The organism is Dissulfurimicrobium sp. (assembly GCF_049968175.1).
GTDB classification, from domain to species: domain Bacteria; phylum Desulfobacterota; class Dissulfuribacteria; order Dissulfuribacterales; family Sh68; genus Dissulfurimicrobium; species Dissulfurimicrobium hydrothermale.
The window spans coordinates 17,315-35,085 of sequence record NZ_JBMFRG010000016.1; the positions used below are offsets into that span (position 1 = coordinate 17,315).

General features: G+C 47.7%; 13 protein-coding genes. 6 read left to right on the forward strand and 7 right to left on the reverse strand.

What is annotated here, in order from left to right:
• The first annotated feature begins 39 nt into the window (after positions 1 to 39).
• Positions 40 to 984, forward strand: a complete 945-nt coding sequence (locus ACP5SG_RS03320) for a glycosyltransferase family 4 protein (protein WP_237888063.1) — start codon at positions 40 to 42, stop codon at positions 982 to 984.
• A gap of 30 nt (positions 985 to 1,014) precedes the next feature.
• Here the strand turns inward: ACP5SG_RS03320 and polA are convergent, their stop codons facing one another.
• Positions 1,015 to 3,753 (reverse strand): DNA polymerase I, encoded by a 2,739-nt coding sequence (gene polA, locus ACP5SG_RS03325; protein ID WP_237888061.1) that lies wholly within the window; start codon positions 3,751 to 3,753, stop codon positions 1,015 to 1,017.
• Between the two features lie 50 nt (positions 3,754 to 3,803).
• On the opposite strand from polA, the gene ACP5SG_RS03330 reads away from it, so the two are divergent.
• Genes ACP5SG_RS03330 through ACP5SG_RS03340 form a run of 3 tightly spaced genes read left to right on the forward strand, consistent with a single transcriptional unit; the run spans position 3,804 to position 6,973 of the window.
• Positions 3,804 to 5,105 (forward strand): adenylosuccinate synthase, encoded by a 1,302-nt coding sequence (locus ACP5SG_RS03330; protein ID WP_237888060.1) that lies wholly within the window; start codon positions 3,804 to 3,806, stop codon positions 5,103 to 5,105.
• A 15-nt stretch (positions 5,106 to 5,120) separates the two neighbouring features.
• Positions 5,121 to 6,284, forward strand: coding sequence for a KamA family radical SAM protein (locus ACP5SG_RS03335; protein WP_237888058.1), 1,164 nt, complete (start codon positions 5,121 to 5,123; stop codon positions 6,282 to 6,284).
• Between the two features lie 29 nt (positions 6,285 to 6,313).
• Positions 6,314 to 6,973, forward strand: coding sequence for an HAD family hydrolase (locus ACP5SG_RS03340; RefSeq protein ID WP_237888056.1), 660 nt, complete (start codon positions 6,314 to 6,316; stop codon positions 6,971 to 6,973).
• A 25-nt stretch (positions 6,974 to 6,998) separates the two neighbouring features.
• On the opposite strand, the gene ACP5SG_RS03345 is transcribed toward ACP5SG_RS03340, so the two are convergent.
• Both ACP5SG_RS03345 and ACP5SG_RS03350 read right to left on the reverse strand, forming a co-directional pair.
• Positions 6,999 to 8,330, reverse strand: a complete 1,332-nt coding sequence (locus ACP5SG_RS03345) for a sigma-54-dependent transcriptional regulator (protein WP_237888054.1) — start codon at positions 8,328 to 8,330, stop codon at positions 6,999 to 7,001.
• Positions 8,327 to 9,904 carry a sensor histidine kinase gene (locus ACP5SG_RS03350; RefSeq protein WP_428121949.1) on the reverse strand — a complete coding sequence of 526 codons (1,578 nt, stop codon included), beginning with the start codon at positions 9,902 to 9,904 and terminating at the stop codon, positions 8,327 to 8,329. Before ACP5SG_RS03350 ends, ACP5SG_RS03345 begins: the two co-directional genes overlap by 4 nt.
• Before the next feature lie 70 nt (positions 9,905 to 9,974).
• On the opposite strand from ACP5SG_RS03350, the gene ACP5SG_RS03355 reads away from it, so the two are divergent.
• Positions 9,975 to 11,603 (forward strand): alpha-D-glucose phosphate-specific phosphoglucomutase, encoded by a 1,629-nt coding sequence (locus tag ACP5SG_RS03355; RefSeq protein WP_428121952.1) that lies wholly within the window; start codon positions 9,975 to 9,977, stop codon positions 11,601 to 11,603.
• A gap of 102 nt (positions 11,604 to 11,705) precedes the next feature.
• Entirely contained in the window at positions 11,706 to 13,430 is a 1,725-nt protein-coding gene (locus ACP5SG_RS03360) for an ArnT family glycosyltransferase (RefSeq protein ID WP_428121956.1), read from the forward strand.
• Here ACP5SG_RS03360 and ACP5SG_RS03365 read toward each other — a convergent pair.
• The 4 genes from ACP5SG_RS03365 to fabF are packed head-to-tail and all read right to left on the reverse strand — an operon-like array spanning position 13,354 to position 17,761.
• The gene (locus ACP5SG_RS03365) at positions 13,354 to 14,016 is read right to left on the reverse strand and encodes a phosphatase PAP2 family protein (RefSeq protein ID WP_237888046.1); all 663 of its coding nucleotides are present in this window, start codon (positions 14,014 to 14,016) and stop codon (positions 13,354 to 13,356) included. The genes ACP5SG_RS03360 and ACP5SG_RS03365 overlap by 77 nt on opposite strands.
• A complete protein-coding gene (locus ACP5SG_RS03370) occupies positions 13,994 to 15,643 on the reverse strand; it encodes an ArnT family glycosyltransferase (protein WP_428121961.1) in 1,650 nt (549 codons plus the stop codon). The genes ACP5SG_RS03365 and ACP5SG_RS03370 overlap by 23 nt, the downstream gene beginning before the upstream one ends.
• Complete coding sequence (locus ACP5SG_RS03375; RefSeq protein ID WP_424661737.1) at positions 15,640 to 16,527, reverse strand: alpha/beta hydrolase; 888 nt, start codon at positions 16,525 to 16,527, stop codon at positions 15,640 to 15,642. The genes ACP5SG_RS03370 and ACP5SG_RS03375 overlap by 4 nt, the downstream gene beginning before the upstream one ends.
• Positions 16,520 to 17,761, reverse strand: a complete 1,242-nt coding sequence (fabF, locus tag ACP5SG_RS03380; RefSeq protein ID WP_428121966.1) for a beta-ketoacyl-ACP synthase II — start codon at positions 17,759 to 17,761, stop codon at positions 16,520 to 16,522. The genes ACP5SG_RS03375 and fabF overlap by 8 nt, the downstream gene beginning before the upstream one ends.
• Positions 17,762 to 17,771: the final 10 nt, after the last annotated feature.

Here is a 17,771-nt window from a genome sequence, read left to right on the forward strand (position 1 = left end):
ATAAATATGAATATCCTCTTTCTTATACAAGATCATGCGATGCCAAGCAGCAGAGTAAGGGTTTTAAACCTGCTTCCAGAGCTTAAAAAGCATGGCGTAACAGGGGATGTTATCAGATATCCTAAAGGGCTTTTGGAAAAGCTGAGGCTCTTTAAGATGTGCAAAGGCTACGACACGGTCTTTTTACAGAAAAAGCTTCCATCCCCTGCTGAATCATATCTCCTTAAGAGGTGTTCCAGACGGCTTGTTTTTGACTTTGATGACGCTATTTACCTGCGCCATGACAAAAACGAGACCCTAGACAGCGTATCGCGTCAAATCAAGTTCAAATATGCCGTTAAAAATGCAGACATAGTTATTGCAGGAAACAGGATACTTGCCGATGCAGCGAGAGAATTCAATCCATGTGTCAAAATCATCCCTTCAGCCGTCGAAACGAGGGGCATCCCACAAAAAGACTACAACGGCCGCAATGACAAGGTCGTTATAGGATGGGTTGGAGGAGAAATAAACCTTACCCATCTGAAGCTGCTCTCTGAAACATTTCAAAGACTTTCGAGGGAGATTAGAATGGAGATCAGGATATTGTGCAGTAAAGGCCTGGAGATCCCAGGGGTTGACGTCCGTTTCATCCCATGGCGGCTGGAGACGCAGGACATGGAGATATCCTACTTTGACATCGGCGTCATGCCCCTTCCAAAGACAAGGCATTCCGAAGGCAAATGCGGCTACAAGGCCCTGCAGTACATGGCGGCCTCTGTCCCGCCGGTCGTCTCTGACGTCGGGGTCAACGGCGAGATAGTCGAAAACGGCAAAGAAGGCCTAGTCGTCTCGGAGATCAATGGATTTTATGACGCCCTTAAGTCGCTCGCCATGAATGATAAATTGAGAAAGGAATTGGGACTCAATGCCAGAAAAAAGGTTGAAAGATATTATTCAATCCCTGTTGTTGCAAAGGCCCTGGCTGATGCTGCTTGGTTTTGAATTCCAGTCCTATTTTCAACCCAAACCCACTCATACCTCGGCCCAATTTTTGCCGGCTCCCATGCTGACCTTGAGCGGCACGCTGAGATCAATGACGCCTTCCATTATTTCCTTCACAGACCTCGATATCTCTTCAATCTCATCCTCAGGGACCTCCAGCACCAGCTCATCATGGACCTGCAGGAGCATCTTCGCCCTAGATCCGTTCGCCCCAAGCATTTCATGGACCTTAAGCATGGCAAGCTTGATGATGTCCGCGGCCGTGCCCTGGATAGGGGTGTTGATCGCGATCCTTTCAGCAGCCTCTCTTGTCGCGCGGTTTGAATTGTTGATGTCATATATATATCTCCTCCTGCCAAGAAGGGTAGTTACATATCCCTTTTCTCTCGCCTCCTTTACAATATCTTCCATATATCTCTTGACGCCTGGATAGCGCTTGAAATATCTGTCTATGAATTCCTGGGCCTGTCTCCTCTCAATGCCAAGACCCCTGGCAAGACCATAAGCACTCATCCCATAGATGATCCCGAAATTTACGGTCTTTGCCACGCGCCTCATCTCAGGCGTTACAAATTCAGGCATGATGTCATAGACCTCCGCGGCCGTGCGGGTATGGATGTCCTCATCCTTTTTAAAGGCATGGATCAGCGCGTCGTCACGGCAATAATGGGCAAGGACCCTCAGATCAATCTGGGAATAGTCCGCGGACAAGAGCAGATGGCCTGGCTTTGCAATAAAGACCGCCCTTATCCTTCTGCCTTCTTCCGTCCGCACAGGGATGTTCTGGAGGTTCGGGTCGCTTGAAGAGAGCCGCCCGGTGGCGGTCACTGTCTGATTGAAGGATGTATGCACCCTCCCGGTCTTAGGATTTATCACCTTTTTAAGCCCATCCACATATGTTGATTTAAGTTTTACGAGATTGCGGTAGATGAGTATCTTCTGAGGCAGCTCATGATGGTTTGCAAGCTCGGTCAAGACCTCGACATCCGTTGAATAGCCCGTCTTTTTTCGTGTCTTTTTGAGCTGAGGGAGGTCCAGCCGCTCGAACAAGAGTTCAGAGAGCTGTTTCGTAGAATTTATATTAAATGGACCCCCAGCAAGGGCATATATCTCCTGTTCAACAATCTCTATCCTTTGTTCAAACTCAAAAGAGAGCCTGTCAAGTCCATCCTTATCCACGAGTACCCCTGACCGTTCCATATCGGCAAGCACCCTTATTAGCGGAACCTCAAGGGTCGTAAAAAGGCCCCATAGATCGGCCTCCTTGAGCCTTTTCCACAGTATCTCACTGGCAAGGGCGGTTACATGTGCGTCTTCACATGAATAATCCCTGGCAATCTCGACGGGCACCAAGGCAAAATTCTTGGTCTTTTTTTGAGATGCAGTCACCTCTTTAAATGAAGTCATCTTATGGCCAAGAAGCTCAAGGGATATCTCGCCCAGATTGTGCCGACGCATGGAAGGGTCGATGAGGTATGAGGCAAGCATAGTGTCGCCTTCTATGCCGGCGAGCCTCAGACCCTGGTTTTCGAGGACTATTAGGTCATATTTGATGTTCTGGCCGACCTTCTTTATATTAGCGTCTGAGATTACAGACCCTAAAACCTCGGCCACGGACTTCAGGTCGGCCTGAGGCTCGCCTGTCTTGTGGCCTATGGGTATATATGCCGCCTTCGGTGGGTCGACGCATATGGATATACCTACAAGCTCCGCCAACATTGGGGACTCATGGGTGGTCTCCGTGTCGATTGTGAAACGCCCCACCCTCTTTATCATATCCACCCACCTATAAAGCGACTCTTTAGATCGAACGAGTTCATATACACCAAAAACGGGCTCTTTAGATTCATCCTGGATATGAGATGAGACATACAATCTCTTGCCGCCAGGGGCTGATTCCTTTAAAAAGCTCGTAAATTCAAGCTGTTGAAATAGCTCCCTCAATTTTTCTTGATCAGGCGGCATCCTTCGGTACACTTCAACAGCCAATGGCACGTTCACATCATCATAAAGACTTACCAATTTCAGCCATAGAGGTATATTGTCTTTGTTGGCCAAGAGGTTCTCCCTGAGTCTGCCGTTTGGAAGCCCTTCAAGGTGCGTCAGAAGCCCATCTAACGAGCCGTAGCTCTGGATCAGTTTCAGGGCCGTCTTCGGCCCTATGCCAGGTACCCCTGGGATATTATCGGAGGCGTCGCCTGAAAGCGCCATGACATCAAGGAGCCTGCGCGGTTCGATACCAAATTTTTCCCTTACCGCATCTAGGTCCATGACCTCATCCTTCATCGGGTTCCACATAGTTACATGTCCGTTTATAAGCTGAAGCAGGTCTTTATCGCCGGAGACTATCAACACCGGCCTATCTTTGACACCCCTTGCTATAGTTGCGATGATATCATCCGCCTCGTAACCGGCCATCTCTACCTGCTTCAATCCCAAGGCCTCAACAATATTCCTCACATAGGGCACCTGAAGGGCAAGGTCATCCGGCATAGTAGGGCGATTTGCCTTATAACCCTTGTAGAGGTTATGCCTAAAGGTCGGTCCTTTCGCATCCCAGATCACGGCTATAAACTCCGGATCCTTTTCACGGAGCACCTTCCATATCATACTCGTCACCCCGTATGCAGCCTTTGTAGGAAGACCTTTGCTTGTGACAAAAGGCCTCGATATGGCAAAGTAAGCCCTATAAAGATACGAACTTGCATCGACCAGAAAAAGCGGGCTGTTGTATTCTGTATTTGAAGTATTTGAATTTGACTTTTCCATATAGTTTAAGTATCCTGACAAGCCTGAAAAGTAAAGCGGAGGGGTGTCAAATGTCATCAGTTGTAGTTGTCGGGACCCAATGGGGTGACGAAGGTAAAGGCAAGATCGTAGATATACTTACCGGCCACGCGGATGTAATAGTAAGGTTTCAAGGCGGTAACAATGCAGGGCATACACTGGTGGTCGGCGGAGAAAAGTTTATATTTCATCTGATCCCATCAGGTATACTCTATGAAGACAAGCTTTGCCTCATTGGAAATGGTGTGGTCTTGGACCCAGCTGTCCTTATTGAAGAACTCGAAAGGCTGAAGGACAAGGGCATGGATATATCGACCAAAAGGCTCAGAATTAGCCAAAATGCCCATATTATTATGCCTTACCATAGGGCGCTCGACTATGCAAAAGAGGCTTCAAAATCTCACGGCAAGAAAATAGGTACCACAGGAAGGGGAATTGGCCCGTGCTACGAAGACAAGGCATCACGCTGCGGTATAAGAATGGCCGATCTTGTAGACAGCAATGTCTTCAGAGAAAAACTCGAAGAAAACATAAGGGAGAAAAACTTTATCCTAACAGAATTCCTGAAAGCAAGTCCGCTTGATGCAGGAGCTATTTACAACGAATATATGGGATATGCTGAGAGGCTCGTCAGTTTTATGGATAATATATCTATTGTTGTCGACGAGGCAAGGAAGGCGGGGAAAAACATCCTTTTCGAAGGCGCACAGGGTGCACAGCTCGACATAGACCATGGTACGTATCCGTTTGTCACATCCTCAAACACGATCGCCGGCAGCGCCTGCACAGGAACAGGCATAGGACCGAGCAAGATTGACGCTGTGGTGGGTGTCTGCAAGGCCTATACCACAAGGGTGGGCGCAGGACCATTTCCTACCGAGCTTAACGACGACATAGGGGCAAGGCTGCAGAAAAAAGGTGTGGAGTTCGGTGCCACCACAGGCAGAAGACGGCGCTGCGGTTGGCTGGACGGCGTAGTCCTGCAGGATGCCGTACGACTGAACGGACTGGATTATTTGGCGATTACAAAACTCGATGTCTTGAGCGGTATAGACCCGATCAAGATATGTACCTCATATGAAGTCAATGGGCATAGGCGCCTTGCCATGCCTGTGAACATAAACGAGATAGAGGCGGCTACGCCGGTCTATCAAGGCTGCAAGGGTTGGCATGAAGAACTAAAAGGCGCAAGATCCCTTGATGACATGCCGAAGGCCGCGCTTGACTACATAAAAACCATCGAAGAGATAGCAGGCATACCTACAATGTTGGTATCTGTCGGCCCATCAAGGGAAGAGACCATACTCGTCAAAAATCCGTTTGAAAGATCCTAACGCCTCATCGATCTGATGGATGACACCTATAGAATCACGGCGTACGGCCGCCGGATCAAAGACATGTGGCCAGACGCAACCGAGAAGGATTGGTTTGATTGGCGGTGGCAGATTGCAAATCGTATAAGGGATCTTGACAGATTAACGACACTCCTTGGTCTCAGGGCTGATGATCTCCCTCTTTACGGTAATCTCATCTCCACCTACAGATACGCTGTAACGCCGTATTACCTTTCACTGATCGATTTTTCCGATCCTGCGGATCCAATAAAAAAACAGTGTCTGCCGGATCCAAAAGAGATAACGTTCAGGCTCCCAGGCTCTAACGAAGATCCGCTCGCAGAGCAACGCTACATGCCTGTCTCTGGTCTCATACACAGATATCCTGACAGGGCACTCATCCTCCTTACGAACATGTGCGCCATGTACTGCCGACACTGCAACAGAAAGCGCCTGTGGGCAGGACATGGCGAAAGGATCATCGGGGAAAAGGCCCTTTGCCGCATCCTTTCCTACATCAAAACGGATTCCAGGATAAGGGAGGTTATCATCTCGGGAGGCGATCCTCTCCTGGTAAGCACGGATTTCCTTGATGAACTCCTTGGAAAGATAAGGAAATTTACTCACGTCGAGGTCATAAGGATAGGTACCCGCATACCAGCCGTGCTTCCAATGCGAATCACCAACAGGCTCATCGATGTCATTTCAAGACACAGGCCTGTTTGGATCAATACCCACTTCAATCACCCGCGCGAACTGACCGAAGAGGCTGTTTCAGCCTGTGAGAGGATCCTTACGGCCGGCATCCCGGTCTCAAATCATACGGTGCTCCTTAGGGGAATAAACGACTCCGCCCAGACTATTAAGACCCTCTGCAGTGCCCTTCAGAGGCATATGATAAGGCCATATTATCTCTTTCACTGCGACGCCGTATCAGGCACCGACCATTTCAGAACAGATATTCGAAGAGGTATAGAGATAATGGACGATCTATATGGCAAACTTGGCGGACTAGCCATGCCTGATTATGTAGTCGACCTGCCAGACGGAGGAGGAAAGGCCAGGATTATGCCCTCGCATATTGTCTCGATTGATGATAATATGGCCGTGTTCAAGACCTTTGAAGGGAGGCTCATACATTATCTCTCACCGAAAGGGGCGGATGATGGGACAGATTAACAAAATCTATATTCAAAGATAGTAGGAAGATGAAAAAGTCAGTCTTGTTTGATATGGACGGCGTAATACTTGACAGTATGTCATTTCATGTAAGGGCTTGGCAAGACGCCTTGGCCGAGTGCGGCGTTTCCGTACCTGAAGAAGTCATATATCTCCATGAGGGTGCCATAGAACCTAAAACGGCCATAGATATATTTGAAAAAAATGGACTCCGCATGGATGAAGAGGGTTTCAAGGGGCTTTTCAGGCGCCAAATGGAGATATTCAATACACATTACAGACATATGGTGCGTCCATATCCGGAGGCACCAGGCTTGGTTAAGACGCTTTCATCTAAGGGTATTCGAATAGCGCTTGTTACGAGCTCCCACAAAGAGATTGTCGAAAACATCCTGCCGAAGGAAATCCTGGGACGTATTGACCATATCGTAACTGGCGACAGCATCAATAGGCGCAAACCCTTTCCTGACCCATATCTTGCAGCCGTGTCAGGCCTCGGCATCCATAAACAGGCCTGCCTTGTGGTGGAAAACGCACCGGCAGGGATTGCGGCGGCAAAGGCTGCATCCCTCCACTGTGTAGCCATCACAACCACACTTTCAATGGAGTACCTCTCACAAGCCGATAAGGTCCTTTCGTCGCACGTAGAGCTTGAAGAATACATATCCGAATGGACGGCGACGAATTGAAAAACTAAGACCATGGACTTAGGGCCTATCTTGGCCTGATTATCCCGTGTTTCTGGATCTTATATCTGATCACCCTCTCGCTGATCCCGAGTTGTGCAGCCGCTTTGGTCTGGTTCCAACCGTTCTGTTCAAGCGCAGAGATGATCATGCGTCGCTCAACGGCATCAAGCCTTGCGTTTAATATGCCTATATCCTCGCCCTGATATGCCCTTATCTCATCAGGCAGATCAGATGGCCTTATCACCTTGCCCCTTAGAAGGGTAACCGTCCTTTGGATGATGTGCTCAAGCTCCCGAACATTGCCTGGATATGGATATTTCATCAACACATCAAGGGCGTCTGGAGAGAAATCAATGGGTCTCTGCGCATATCTCCTGACAAAAAAATCGATGAGCAACGGGATGTCTTCTTTTCTCTGACGAAGAGGCGGCATCTCTATCTCAAAGACATTAAGTCTATAGTAAAGGTCTTCCCTGAATTGGCCAATCTTTGACATTCCCTTCAAGTCCCGGTTGGTTGCAGCTAGGACACGCACGTCTATTACAGCGTCTTTTTCAGAACCTACACGTGTTATACGTCCCTCCTGCAGGACCCTCAAAAGTTTTGGTTGAAGGGCAAGTGGCATCTCGCCTATCTCATCAAGAAAGAGCGTCCCGCCTCTCGCAAGCTCAAATTTACCCCGCTTTAATGAAACAGCGCCGGTAAATGCCCCTCTTTCATGTCCGAACAGCTCGCTTTCAAAGAGATTTTCAGGTATCGCCGCACAATTTATCTCTATAAAAGGCCTGCCCTTTCTGTCACTCAAGCCGTGTATGAGTCTGGCCATAACCTCCTTGCCGGTACCAGTCTCACCGCTTATGAGAACCGCCCAAGGGGTTCGCGCTATCTTATAGGCGATGGAGACGACCTCTTTCATCGTAAGGGAGTTCGCAATTATCCCATCTGGAAGGTAGCCATCATCCATAAAATCTCTGACCGTCTTGATATCTTCCTCCACAGACACCCTTTCATCAATCTCCTGTATCTTTTGAATGAGATCTGTCAGGTCCACTGGCTTTTCCAGAAAATCATCGGCCCCCAGCTTCATCGCCCTGACCGCTGTGTCGACAGCGCCATATGCGGTTATAATAATGGCATGAACCAATGGGTTTATCACCTTGAGCCTTTTAAGGACCTCATCACCCGTCATTCCAGGCATCCTGTGGTCAAGGAACACCAGCTGCACGGGTGTCTTTTTAAAAACCACCAGGGCCTCTTCGCCGTTTTGAGCGGTGATGACATCATGGCCTTGGTTTTTGAGAAAACCAGACAGCAGCTCAATCTGCTCCGGTTCGTCATCTACAATCATTATTTTCATAACGCTGTTACGTCCTTTCCGCTACAAGCTGGCAGATATACGATCAATTCGATCACGCCCTCTTGCCTGATATCGGCATACATCTTACCGCCATGGGCTGCTACTATACGATTTGATATGGCGAGACCAAGCCCCGTCCCCCTGGTCTTAGTTGTAAAATACGGCTCGAATATACGCACAAGGTCATCCCGGTCCGGTATATCCCCTGCATTTCTTATCCGGAGCACGATGGATACGCCTTCTGAATCTATAGAGATATCGATAAATCCGCCTTGTTTCTGGGCCTCGATCGCATTTTTAATCAGGTTTTCCAATACTTGCCAAAGGAGTTCGGGATCTGCATCGATTTCGCCTGGTATATTGTAGTATGTATTCACCTTGATGTCCGATTCATCGATACGGTCTCTGTACAAAGCAAGCACATCGTCGACAACTATCGAAAGCCTCACCCGTCTTAATCTCGGTACAGGCGGCTTCGAGTACCTAAGCAGCCCGGTAACTATCCCGTTCATGCGCTTGAGCGCATTCAAAACCATATCCAAAAGCCTTTTATGCTCTTCAGTCAGACATCCTGTCTCGATTTTCAACCTCTGAAGCCCTATGCCCATGGCGTTTAACGGGTTTCTGATCTCATGGGCGATGGATGCAGCAGCCCTGCCGAGGGCCGCCTCCTCTCTCTGGATGGACAGATTTTTTTCATAATCCTTGACCTTTGAGATATATTTCATCTGCCATTTGTAGAGCAGCCATGAGAGAAATCCGCAGGTCAGGGCGAGCGTCACGGAAAAAACGGCAAAATCCCGCCAGAGCCTGCGCTTTAAATCATTGAGGGGTGAAGCATCCACGCCTACAACGAGCACGGCCGCCTTGCCGAGCCCCATCTTCACCTCTGCAACCGGCCCATCCTTCATATTTACAATAGATACGCTCGGCGGTGCCGAAATCGCGCCCTCATCTGATATGGCGTCGATCGACCCCACCCCCTTGATCTTCACATAGCGTATACCCTGGAGACCTTCTATGTCTTTCAACACACTTGAGAGGCCTATCTCTTCCATAAGTCTTTTTATACGCTCTGTTTTCACGCCAGTTATTACGCAACGTCTTGATTCTCCAATCCGTGCGGCATAAAAAAGGAGATGAAGGATCTGGTCATAGGCCAGAACGGGTGTTTCCCCGCAGCCGATGGCCCTTGTCTTTGTCCACCCTGGGGGCCCTTCAGTCATCGAACCGTCCTGACGTATGATCTTTATGCCGGCAAGACCTGATTCTCTAGCAAAGGCGGAGAGCTCTTCCGATGAAAAAGGCTTAACTACATCCAGATATTCAATAAACCTGTCTGCATTGCCAAGGAATATCTTCAATATCTCATCTGTTACACCCTTTGCAAGTATAGCACCTTTTGCATGGAGCCTGACCACATCGGCAACCAATCTCGCATGACTCTTTGCATCGTCCAGAAAGGTCTTCTGCGCCCCGGCAGCTTGGGAAAAGAAGTATGTAACGACCATGAGAAACATACTCAAAAAGATTACGATGTTTCCCTGCCAGAGCGGCATATCAGAGGCCGCCACGGATTTACATTTGCAATATAGTTTGTTAGGATTGAAAAATGTCATAATTTTTAAGGATAACATAACGTTAATGCAGGTAAAAGCCATAAAAACCGCTCCGTTTAAAGACCAGAAACCAGGAACATCCGGGCTGCGGAAAAAGACCAGCGTATTCAAGACGCCAGGCTATCTTGAAAACTTCATCCAGTCCATCTTTGACTGCATGAAAGAAAAGCGGGCGATAGTGCTAGGCGGCGACGGGCGTTATTACAACAACGAGGCCATCCAGACAATTTTAAAAATGGCGGCGGCAAACGGCATAGGAAAGGTGCTCGTGGGCAAGGGCGGCATCCTTTCGACTCCTGCAGCCTCATGCGTGATAAGAAAATACGGGCTTTCAGGCGGAATCATCCTCTCGGCAAGCCACAACCCTGGCGGACCGGAAGGTGACTTCGGGGTCAAGTTCAACATACAAAACGGCGGCCCTGCCCCTGAAGCCGTGACAGAAGCGATCTTCAGGCGAAGCCTTGAGATTACGGAATACAAAATCATCGAAGGTTGCGGCGAGATAGACATAGGGAAAGTCGGCAAGTCCCGCCTTCATCAGACCGAGATCGAGATATTTGACCCTGTCAGCGATTACGCCGCCTTAATGGAGGGGCTCTTTGACTTTGAGCGCATAAATGGACTTTTGAGATCTGGCTTCTCGATGCGTTTCGACGCCATGAACGCCGTAACTGGCCCCTATGCAGAAGAGATATTCGAGAGACGTCTCGGCGCACCTTCTGGCACAGTTATAAACGGGACGCCGCTCCCAGATTTTGGAGGCAGACACCCTGATCCGAACCTCACATATGCCAAGGGGCTTGTGGATCTCATGTTTTCCCCTGGGGCACCTGACCTCGGCGCCGCATCAGATGGTGACGGCGACAGAAATATGATCCTTGGTAAAGGCATCTTTGTGACCCCCAGTGACAGCCTTGCCGTCCTTGCCGCAAACGCAGACACCGTACCTGGCTATAAAGACGGCCTTAAGGGGGTGGCCAGGTCCATGCCTACAAGCGCGGCGGTTGACAGGGTGGCCGAGACCCTACACATCCCATGCTATGAGACACCCACAGGCTGGAAGTACTTCGGCAATCTTTTAGACGCCGATCTCGTCACGCTCTGCGGGGAAGAGAGCTTCGGTACCGGATCAATCCACATCAGGGAAAAAGACGGACTCTGGGCGGTCCTCTTTTGGCTCAATATCCTTGCAACAAGAAATAAAGGTGTGGCAGAGGTCGTACAAGGGCACTGGAGGCGATTCGGCAGAAATTTCTATCAGAGGCACGATTATGAAGACCTCGACCAGGATACCGCTAGGCTTCTAATTGAACGACTCAGAAACGCCCTTCCAGGGCTTAAGAACAAGGTCTTCAACGGCTATGAGATAGAGGCGGCGGATGAGTTCAGCTACGAAGACCCGGTAGAAGGCGGCCTGATTACAGGCCAGGGCATAAGAATCATGCTCAAGGGTGGGGCAAGGATCGTCTTCAGACTCTCTGGCACAGGAACCAGCGGAGCCACGCTCAGGATATATCTTGAGAGATACGAGAAAGTGCCTGACCTGCACATCCAAGAACCGAAAGACGCCCTTCGAGGTCTTGTCTCCGCAGCGGACTGGATCGCCAGGATAAAGGAGACCTTAAAAAGGGACGAGCCGACCGTTATCACCTGATTTTTTAACCCTGTTTTAATTTCACTTTAATTCAGCAGTAATTTTACGCCGATATAATTTTACCCTTGATATTTCGAAAAATATCGAAAGGGCGTGGGTTATATGGACAATCACCTCAGAGAAGGTGACAAAAAGGCATTTTATGTATTTTTACTGGCCATTTCTGTAGCGATGGCTGTAAATGTCGCATATCCATATCTCTGGGGGCCTGATGAGCCAAGAGAGGCCGAGTCGGCAAGGGAGGCCCTTGAGACCGGAAACTTCGTCATCCCGCACTTGTGTGGCTTGCCCTTTCTAGAAAAGCCACCTCTTTATTACGACATGATCGCCGCAGCCTACAAGCTGACAGGCCGCATCACGCCGCCGGTTGCAAGGGCTGTATCCGCCGGCCTCGGCGCCCTGATGCTGGCGTCGGTCTTCTTCTTCGGCCTCAAATGGGGAGGGATGCGAAGGGGTGTACTTGCAGCCCTGATACTTGCATCCATGCCGCAGTTTTACAGATACAGCCACTGGATACTCCTCGACATTGGAGTAGGGGCCTTCAGTGTGATGGCCCTCTCGGCCTTTTTTTACTGGCTGAGCTGGGCAGATGACGAAAAAAAGAAAAATCTGGCGCTTTTTATATTTTATCTGGGGAGCCTGTGCGCCTTTCTCACAAAAGGCATAGTTGGCGTCTTTCACACAGCTGTCGTAACAGCGGCTTTTCTGTTTGCAACAAGACGCACATCTACCATGAAACAGCTATTGTCCTCCCCTTTCATCTTTGTCTTTCTCGCACCCATGGCCGTCTGGATCTATCTCTATTATAGAGAAGGTGGGATCTGCTATTTACACGAACACTTTGTAAACAATATCATCGGGAGATTCATACACAGGCATTTTGAACTGGCTGGATGTCATTTTTATTGGACGGACCTCGGAAACCAGGCGCCGTGGTATTTCTATATCCAAAGGCTTCCTGACATGTTCGGCCTGGCACTTGTCGTCCTGCCCTTTGCATTGTGGAGCGACGTACAAAGGTTACGCAAGGGCGAACTTGCGAAAAATAACCATGAACCCGTCATCTTCCTTATCATCTGGATGATCCTCCCCATAGCCCTCCTCTCGTTCCCGGTAATAAAGGAAGTGAGCTATGTCCTTCCTTCTTATGGAGCCGCCGCCATCCTGATCGCAGGTTGGCTTGACGAAAGACTTGAGGGGGTCAATAGACTCAGATGGGAGGGCGTGTCTTGGCTCTTCATGATCATCCTGCTCGCTGCATCAAGGCCGATCTTTTTTGGGTGGCTACACGTAAATGTAAAGACCTATCTAGTAATCTCGGCCGTCTTTTTCCTTGCCGTTATACCGTTTATGATCAAAGCTGTGTCAAAGAAGCACTTTACAAGGCTTACATTCCTGACGATCTCAATGGCCATTGGCGCCCTGGTGATAGCCAACACCCCCAAAGTCATTCTCCATACAAGACCGCACCTCAAAAACAAATGCTACATGTGCCTTGCCAATATGATCAAGCCATTTCTAGAAGACAAAACGATCTATCTATATAAGCCTGGCGACACATTAAGGGGCGCCATACCTTTTTATATGAACAAAACTACATACGAGATAGACAGACCATGGGAGCTCTGCTCTGCCCTTCTATCAAACAATGGTGTTGTCATAATGGACAAAGACAGCATAAATGATTTAACTATCGAACCTCCCTGCCTATTGATAGCCTTGCTTGGAAATTACCGCATCGTCATACTTCCTAAAATGGGCCTTGACGCCCAATATGCCCTTCTGATCCAGGATGGAGGTGCAGGGGTGTGGACGATTTCAAAATAAAGGCACTTACAGCCTTTCCGACCAACATCCCTACAACCATCCCCACCAACACATCGGATGGGAAATGTGCTGTATCTTCAATCCTCTCAAAACCTATAAGAACAGCAAAGCCATAAAATAGACTCCTATATCGAGGATAATATCTCGAGAGTATATAGGCAAAACAAAACGCCAGGGTAGTATGACCTGATGGAAATGAATCGTATCCGCTTTTAATTGAGGGACCTATTAACACAAGATTATCAGTCAATCTTGGTCTCGCCCTCCCTATAATGTGCTTGATGATTTGAACGACTATACCGGCAGATATCAAACTTATAAACAAGACCTTTCCGCATTCATACAGCTTCTTATCGATAAATTTTCCGACGATATAAAGCAGCAATCCACTAAGTATCAACGTTAAACCATAACCAATAAAATTTACTACAGGATCGATTAACTCAAGCAATCGTGAAATAACTAAATCATTCTCATGTAAATTTCTTACTGATTCAATTGTCAATTTATCAAAATGAAATAAAAACAGCGGCAAAATCAATAGCAATAGAATGAATAAAATTTTATTTTCTTTCAAGAATTGCATAATCGCCCTCATTTTTCAATACGTTCAGACCAAGCTGCGTAAGATTTGATATATTTTTTGCCTTTGCGATTACAACTGCATGCGCATTCTTTTCAAGAGCACGTATCATATCTTCTTTATTTCTTATGCTTAATATTTTATGATCGGAATAAAAAATAATACTGGGTTTATTCAAATCATATACAATTATTTTTTCATTAGCAGGCAGATTTTTTTTAATATATAAACTATATCTATAGAGCGTACCCTGAAGATATTCATTTATAATAGGCAATGCATTGATAGAGAAAACAATTAAAAAGATAGTCATCAATGTACATAAATAGAAAAAGACTGTTTTTTTTAAAAACAGCCTATATAAACTTACGATTATCATTCCAAACATTAGAAAACTAATTCCTAATGTCCATGTAGTATCATCATAAACGCCTATCTTAAAAAGATACTTCTTACTGAAGAAGAAGATAATCATACCAACAATAAATGAAAAAACGCCTAAGACTACGTAACTGTACTCCTCCCATTTATCATGTTCTGACAAACCTATTGAAATGAGTATCGCCACTGCCGGTATAGACGGGAGGATATAATTCGGAAGTTTCGTCGTAGAAAATGAAAAAAACAAAAATATAACAGCAAACCATATGAAGGCAAGTAGACCAATTGACGCTCTATGGTCGACGGGCTTTCTTTTTTTATCATTAAAAATATTTCTTATTAGAAGAGTTAGATTACTGTCTTTGATCACTGCCCTGATGCCCGACGGGAAGAAGACAATCCATGGGAAAAACCCAAGTAACAACACAGGAATAAAATAATAAAAAGGTCCCCTATGACCCGATATAACATCCAGATATCTGGCGAAGTGATGTTTTATAAAAAACTGATCTACAAATTCCATGCCGTTGATGGCCAATTGGGCGCCATACCATGGCCCTGAAACAATTAGGAATAGAACAATACCTTTAATATTGAACACCCTTTTGATTTCCTTTGGGCCTTTTGTAATTGCCAGATAGATAATGGCAATACCAAAAGGAAAAACTATCCCTATCAATCCTTTGGTAAGGAATGCAAGGGCTGAAAATAAATAAAATCCATAACTGAACATAGCTCTCACATAAGGAGAGATATGAGAACCATCGCTGAAATCATCGGCATTGAAGATATAAAAAGAAAATATGGAAACTGTTATAAATAGTGTAAGCAACATATCTGTAACTGCTGCATGAGAATAAACAAAAAAATAAATAGATAAAACAAAAGATATGGTTGAGTAAACGGCATATTTTTCGCCAATAAAACGTCTGACGAAGAAAAAAATAGATAATACCAACAGCGTACCTGCTAAGGCAGATGGAAATCGAGCAGCAAATTCGTTTATACCAAATGTCTTATAAGACGCTGCCATCATCCAATAGAAAAGAATCGGTTTATCGTATCGATTCACTCCATTATAGGTAGGAGTTATGAAGTCACCGGTCTTGATCATCTCCTTTGTGGCCTCTGCAAAAACCGCTTCATCGACATCAAAAAGCGTTGTTGCACCGAGCCTGAAAAAGGAAACGAACAGGGTGATTGCAACGATAAGAGGTAATAAAAATTTTGTTGATCGCAACTTGCTCATTTATATCTATAAAATTTGTACCTTAAATTAGAAGATGCCAGGTTTTTAGTTGAAATTATTCGGGTGTCTCTAAATGATTTTACCCTCAACGCCGTGCGATCCTTGAAAAAAGTGATAATCTCATCTGCCACTACGTCCCGTTGGTTATCAATGGGCAACATATGATAGCAGTCATCGAGAAGGACCATGCGGACATCACGGGCGCCGATATTCTTCTGCACATACAGCGCGTTCTTTTTACTGGCCAGGTCATCCTCCTGAGAGTGAAGGATAAGGGTGGGTGTCTTTACTTGAGGGATAAGTTTTTTTGTCGTGTTGATCAGCTTGAACAATTCACGCATACTCACGCCCGGAACGCTTGAATGGGCTATCGAGCTGTCTTTCATGAGTTCCACTATCCGGACACGAAGGGCCTTGTTCTTGATCCCGTATGGTTCGCGTTCCTCAAATGAATAAATATATCCGGCTGGAGTATAATAGGCCAAGGGCAGAAGAAATTTGTACCATGGCAGCCCCCAGCCGTCATAGGACAGCGTCGTCGAGAGGAGGGCGATTGCTGCTACCTCCCTTTTAAACTCCGCTGACAGGAACAACGCCAACAGCGCCCCCATGCACAGCCCTGCCACGGAAACCGTTGCATACTGTTCTTTTAATTCACGGAATTCGTCAGCGACAGTTCGGTACCAGTCCTGCCACCGGCTTTTTTTCAGATCTGAAAGCGTCTTCCCATGGCCTGCCAGACATGGTCCCTTAACTGTGAAGCCTGCCCTGTTAAGCCTGCGGGCCAGGTATTTCATCTCAAAAGGGCTGCCGGTCAATCCGTGAATCAAAAGAACGGCGTCGTCTCCGCCCTTCATATCTATTTCTATTTTATGGTCACTCATATTTCCTCACGATAAGCACCGCGTTCGTGCCGCCGAAGGAAAAGGAGTTGGACATCACTGTCCTTATATTCTGTCCTGTCCTGCCCTTCCCAGGCACATAGTCAAGGTCGCATTCTGGGTCCGGCGCCATGAGGGTTGCTGTGGGCGGGACTGCCTGGTACGTCATGGCGAGGACGGAAGCAACAAGCTCCACAGCGCCGGTTGCGCCGAGGAGGTGCCCGTGCATTGATTTGGTGGAGCTGACTGGGATTTCATAGGCGCGTTGACCGAATACCTTTTTGATCGCCTGGGTCTCGACAATATCGTTGAGCACCGTGGCCGTTCCATGGGCATTGATATAGTCGATGTCGCCCGGGCCCAGCCGCGCCTCTGCAAGAGCGAGAGAGATGGCCCGGGCCTGACCTTCGAGGGAGGGTCTTGCGATATGGGTCGCATCCGCCGTAGATCCATAGCCCACGAGTTCACCGTAGATGCGGGCGCCTCGCGCCTTTGCCCTGTCCATCTTCTCCAGTACGAAAATGGCCGCACCTTCGCCAAGGACAAATCCCGTCCTGTCCAGGGAAAAAGGCCGGCACGATGTCGAGGGGTCTTCTGCTTCGTGCGCCAGGGTGCCGATCGACTGCCAACTCATGATGATGACTAACCCGAGAAGAGATTCCGCACCGCCGGCGAGCATGACATCGGCGTACCCATCCTTGATCTGCCGAAAGGCCTCGCCGATAGCAACCGCCGATGAAGAGCAGGCGGTAGAGAATGTAAGGCAGGGGCCCCTGAATCCATACTGTATGGACAAGTGAGAGGCCGGTGCATTGTTCATTATCATGACTACCGTAAGAGGGCTCACCCTCTTTACCTGGTTTTTATAAACCTGCATATACGTATCTTCGATGGTGCGGGCGCCCCCCATCCCCGTCCCGATATATACGCCGGCGCGTTTTTTTTCTTCCTCGTCAAGCTCAAGCCCTGCGTCTTCCCACGCCTGGGAGGCAGCGACAAGCGCAAACTGGCTTACCCGGTCGAGGGTCCTGGCAATTTTTTTGGTGAAATGCTCTTCGGGACTGAAATCGACTTCAGCGGCGATTTTCGTGGTGAGGAGGTCGGCGAAAGGCGCGGACAGTCTTTTGATACCTGATTTTCCTTCAAGAAGGTTGTTAAAGAACTCTTCTTTAGTATTCTCCACAGGAGAGATAACCCCCATTCCGGTGATTGCGACCCGTCTCATTGTTGCAGCCATGTCAATGCGT

Excerpts from the sequence above, each read along its gene's own strand:
- polA (WP_237888061.1), bottom strand. The coding sequence starts at position 3,753 with ATGGAAAAGTCAAATTCAAATACTTCAAATACAGAATACAACAGCCCG.
- ACP5SG_RS03375 (WP_424661737.1), bottom strand. The coding sequence starts at position 16,527 with ATGAGTGACCATAAAATAGAAATAGATATGAAGGGCGGAGACGACGCC.
- ACP5SG_RS03340 (WP_237888056.1), top strand. The coding sequence starts at position 6,314 with ATGAAAAAGTCAGTCTTGTTTGATATGGACGGCGTAATACTTGACAGT.
- ACP5SG_RS03345 (WP_237888054.1), bottom strand. The coding sequence starts at position 8,330 with ATGAAAATAATGATTGTAGATGACGAACCGGAGCAGATTGAGCTGCTG.
- ACP5SG_RS03370 (WP_428121961.1), bottom strand. The coding sequence starts at position 15,643 with ATGAGCAAGTTGCGATCAACAAAATTTTTATTACCTCTTATCGTTGCA.
- ACP5SG_RS03360 (WP_428121956.1), top strand. The coding sequence starts at position 11,706 with ATGGACAATCACCTCAGAGAAGGTGACAAAAAGGCATTTTATGTATTT.
- ACP5SG_RS03335 (WP_237888058.1), top strand. The coding sequence starts at position 5,121 with ATGGATGACACCTATAGAATCACGGCGTACGGCCGCCGGATCAAAGAC.
- ACP5SG_RS03355 (WP_428121952.1), top strand. The coding sequence starts at position 9,975 with ATGCAGGTAAAAGCCATAAAAACCGCTCCGTTTAAAGACCAGAAACCA.
- fabF (WP_428121966.1), bottom strand. The coding sequence starts at position 17,761 with ATGGCTGCAACAATGAGACGGGTCGCAATCACCGGAATGGGGGTTATC.
- ACP5SG_RS03320 (WP_237888063.1), top strand. The coding sequence starts at position 40 with ATGCCAAGCAGCAGAGTAAGGGTTTTAAACCTGCTTCCAGAGCTTAAA.
- ACP5SG_RS03330 (WP_237888060.1), top strand. The coding sequence starts at position 3,804 with ATGTCATCAGTTGTAGTTGTCGGGACCCAATGGGGTGACGAAGGTAAA.
- ACP5SG_RS03365 (WP_237888046.1), bottom strand. The coding sequence starts at position 14,016 with ATGCAATTCTTGAAAGAAAATAAAATTTTATTCATTCTATTGCTATTG.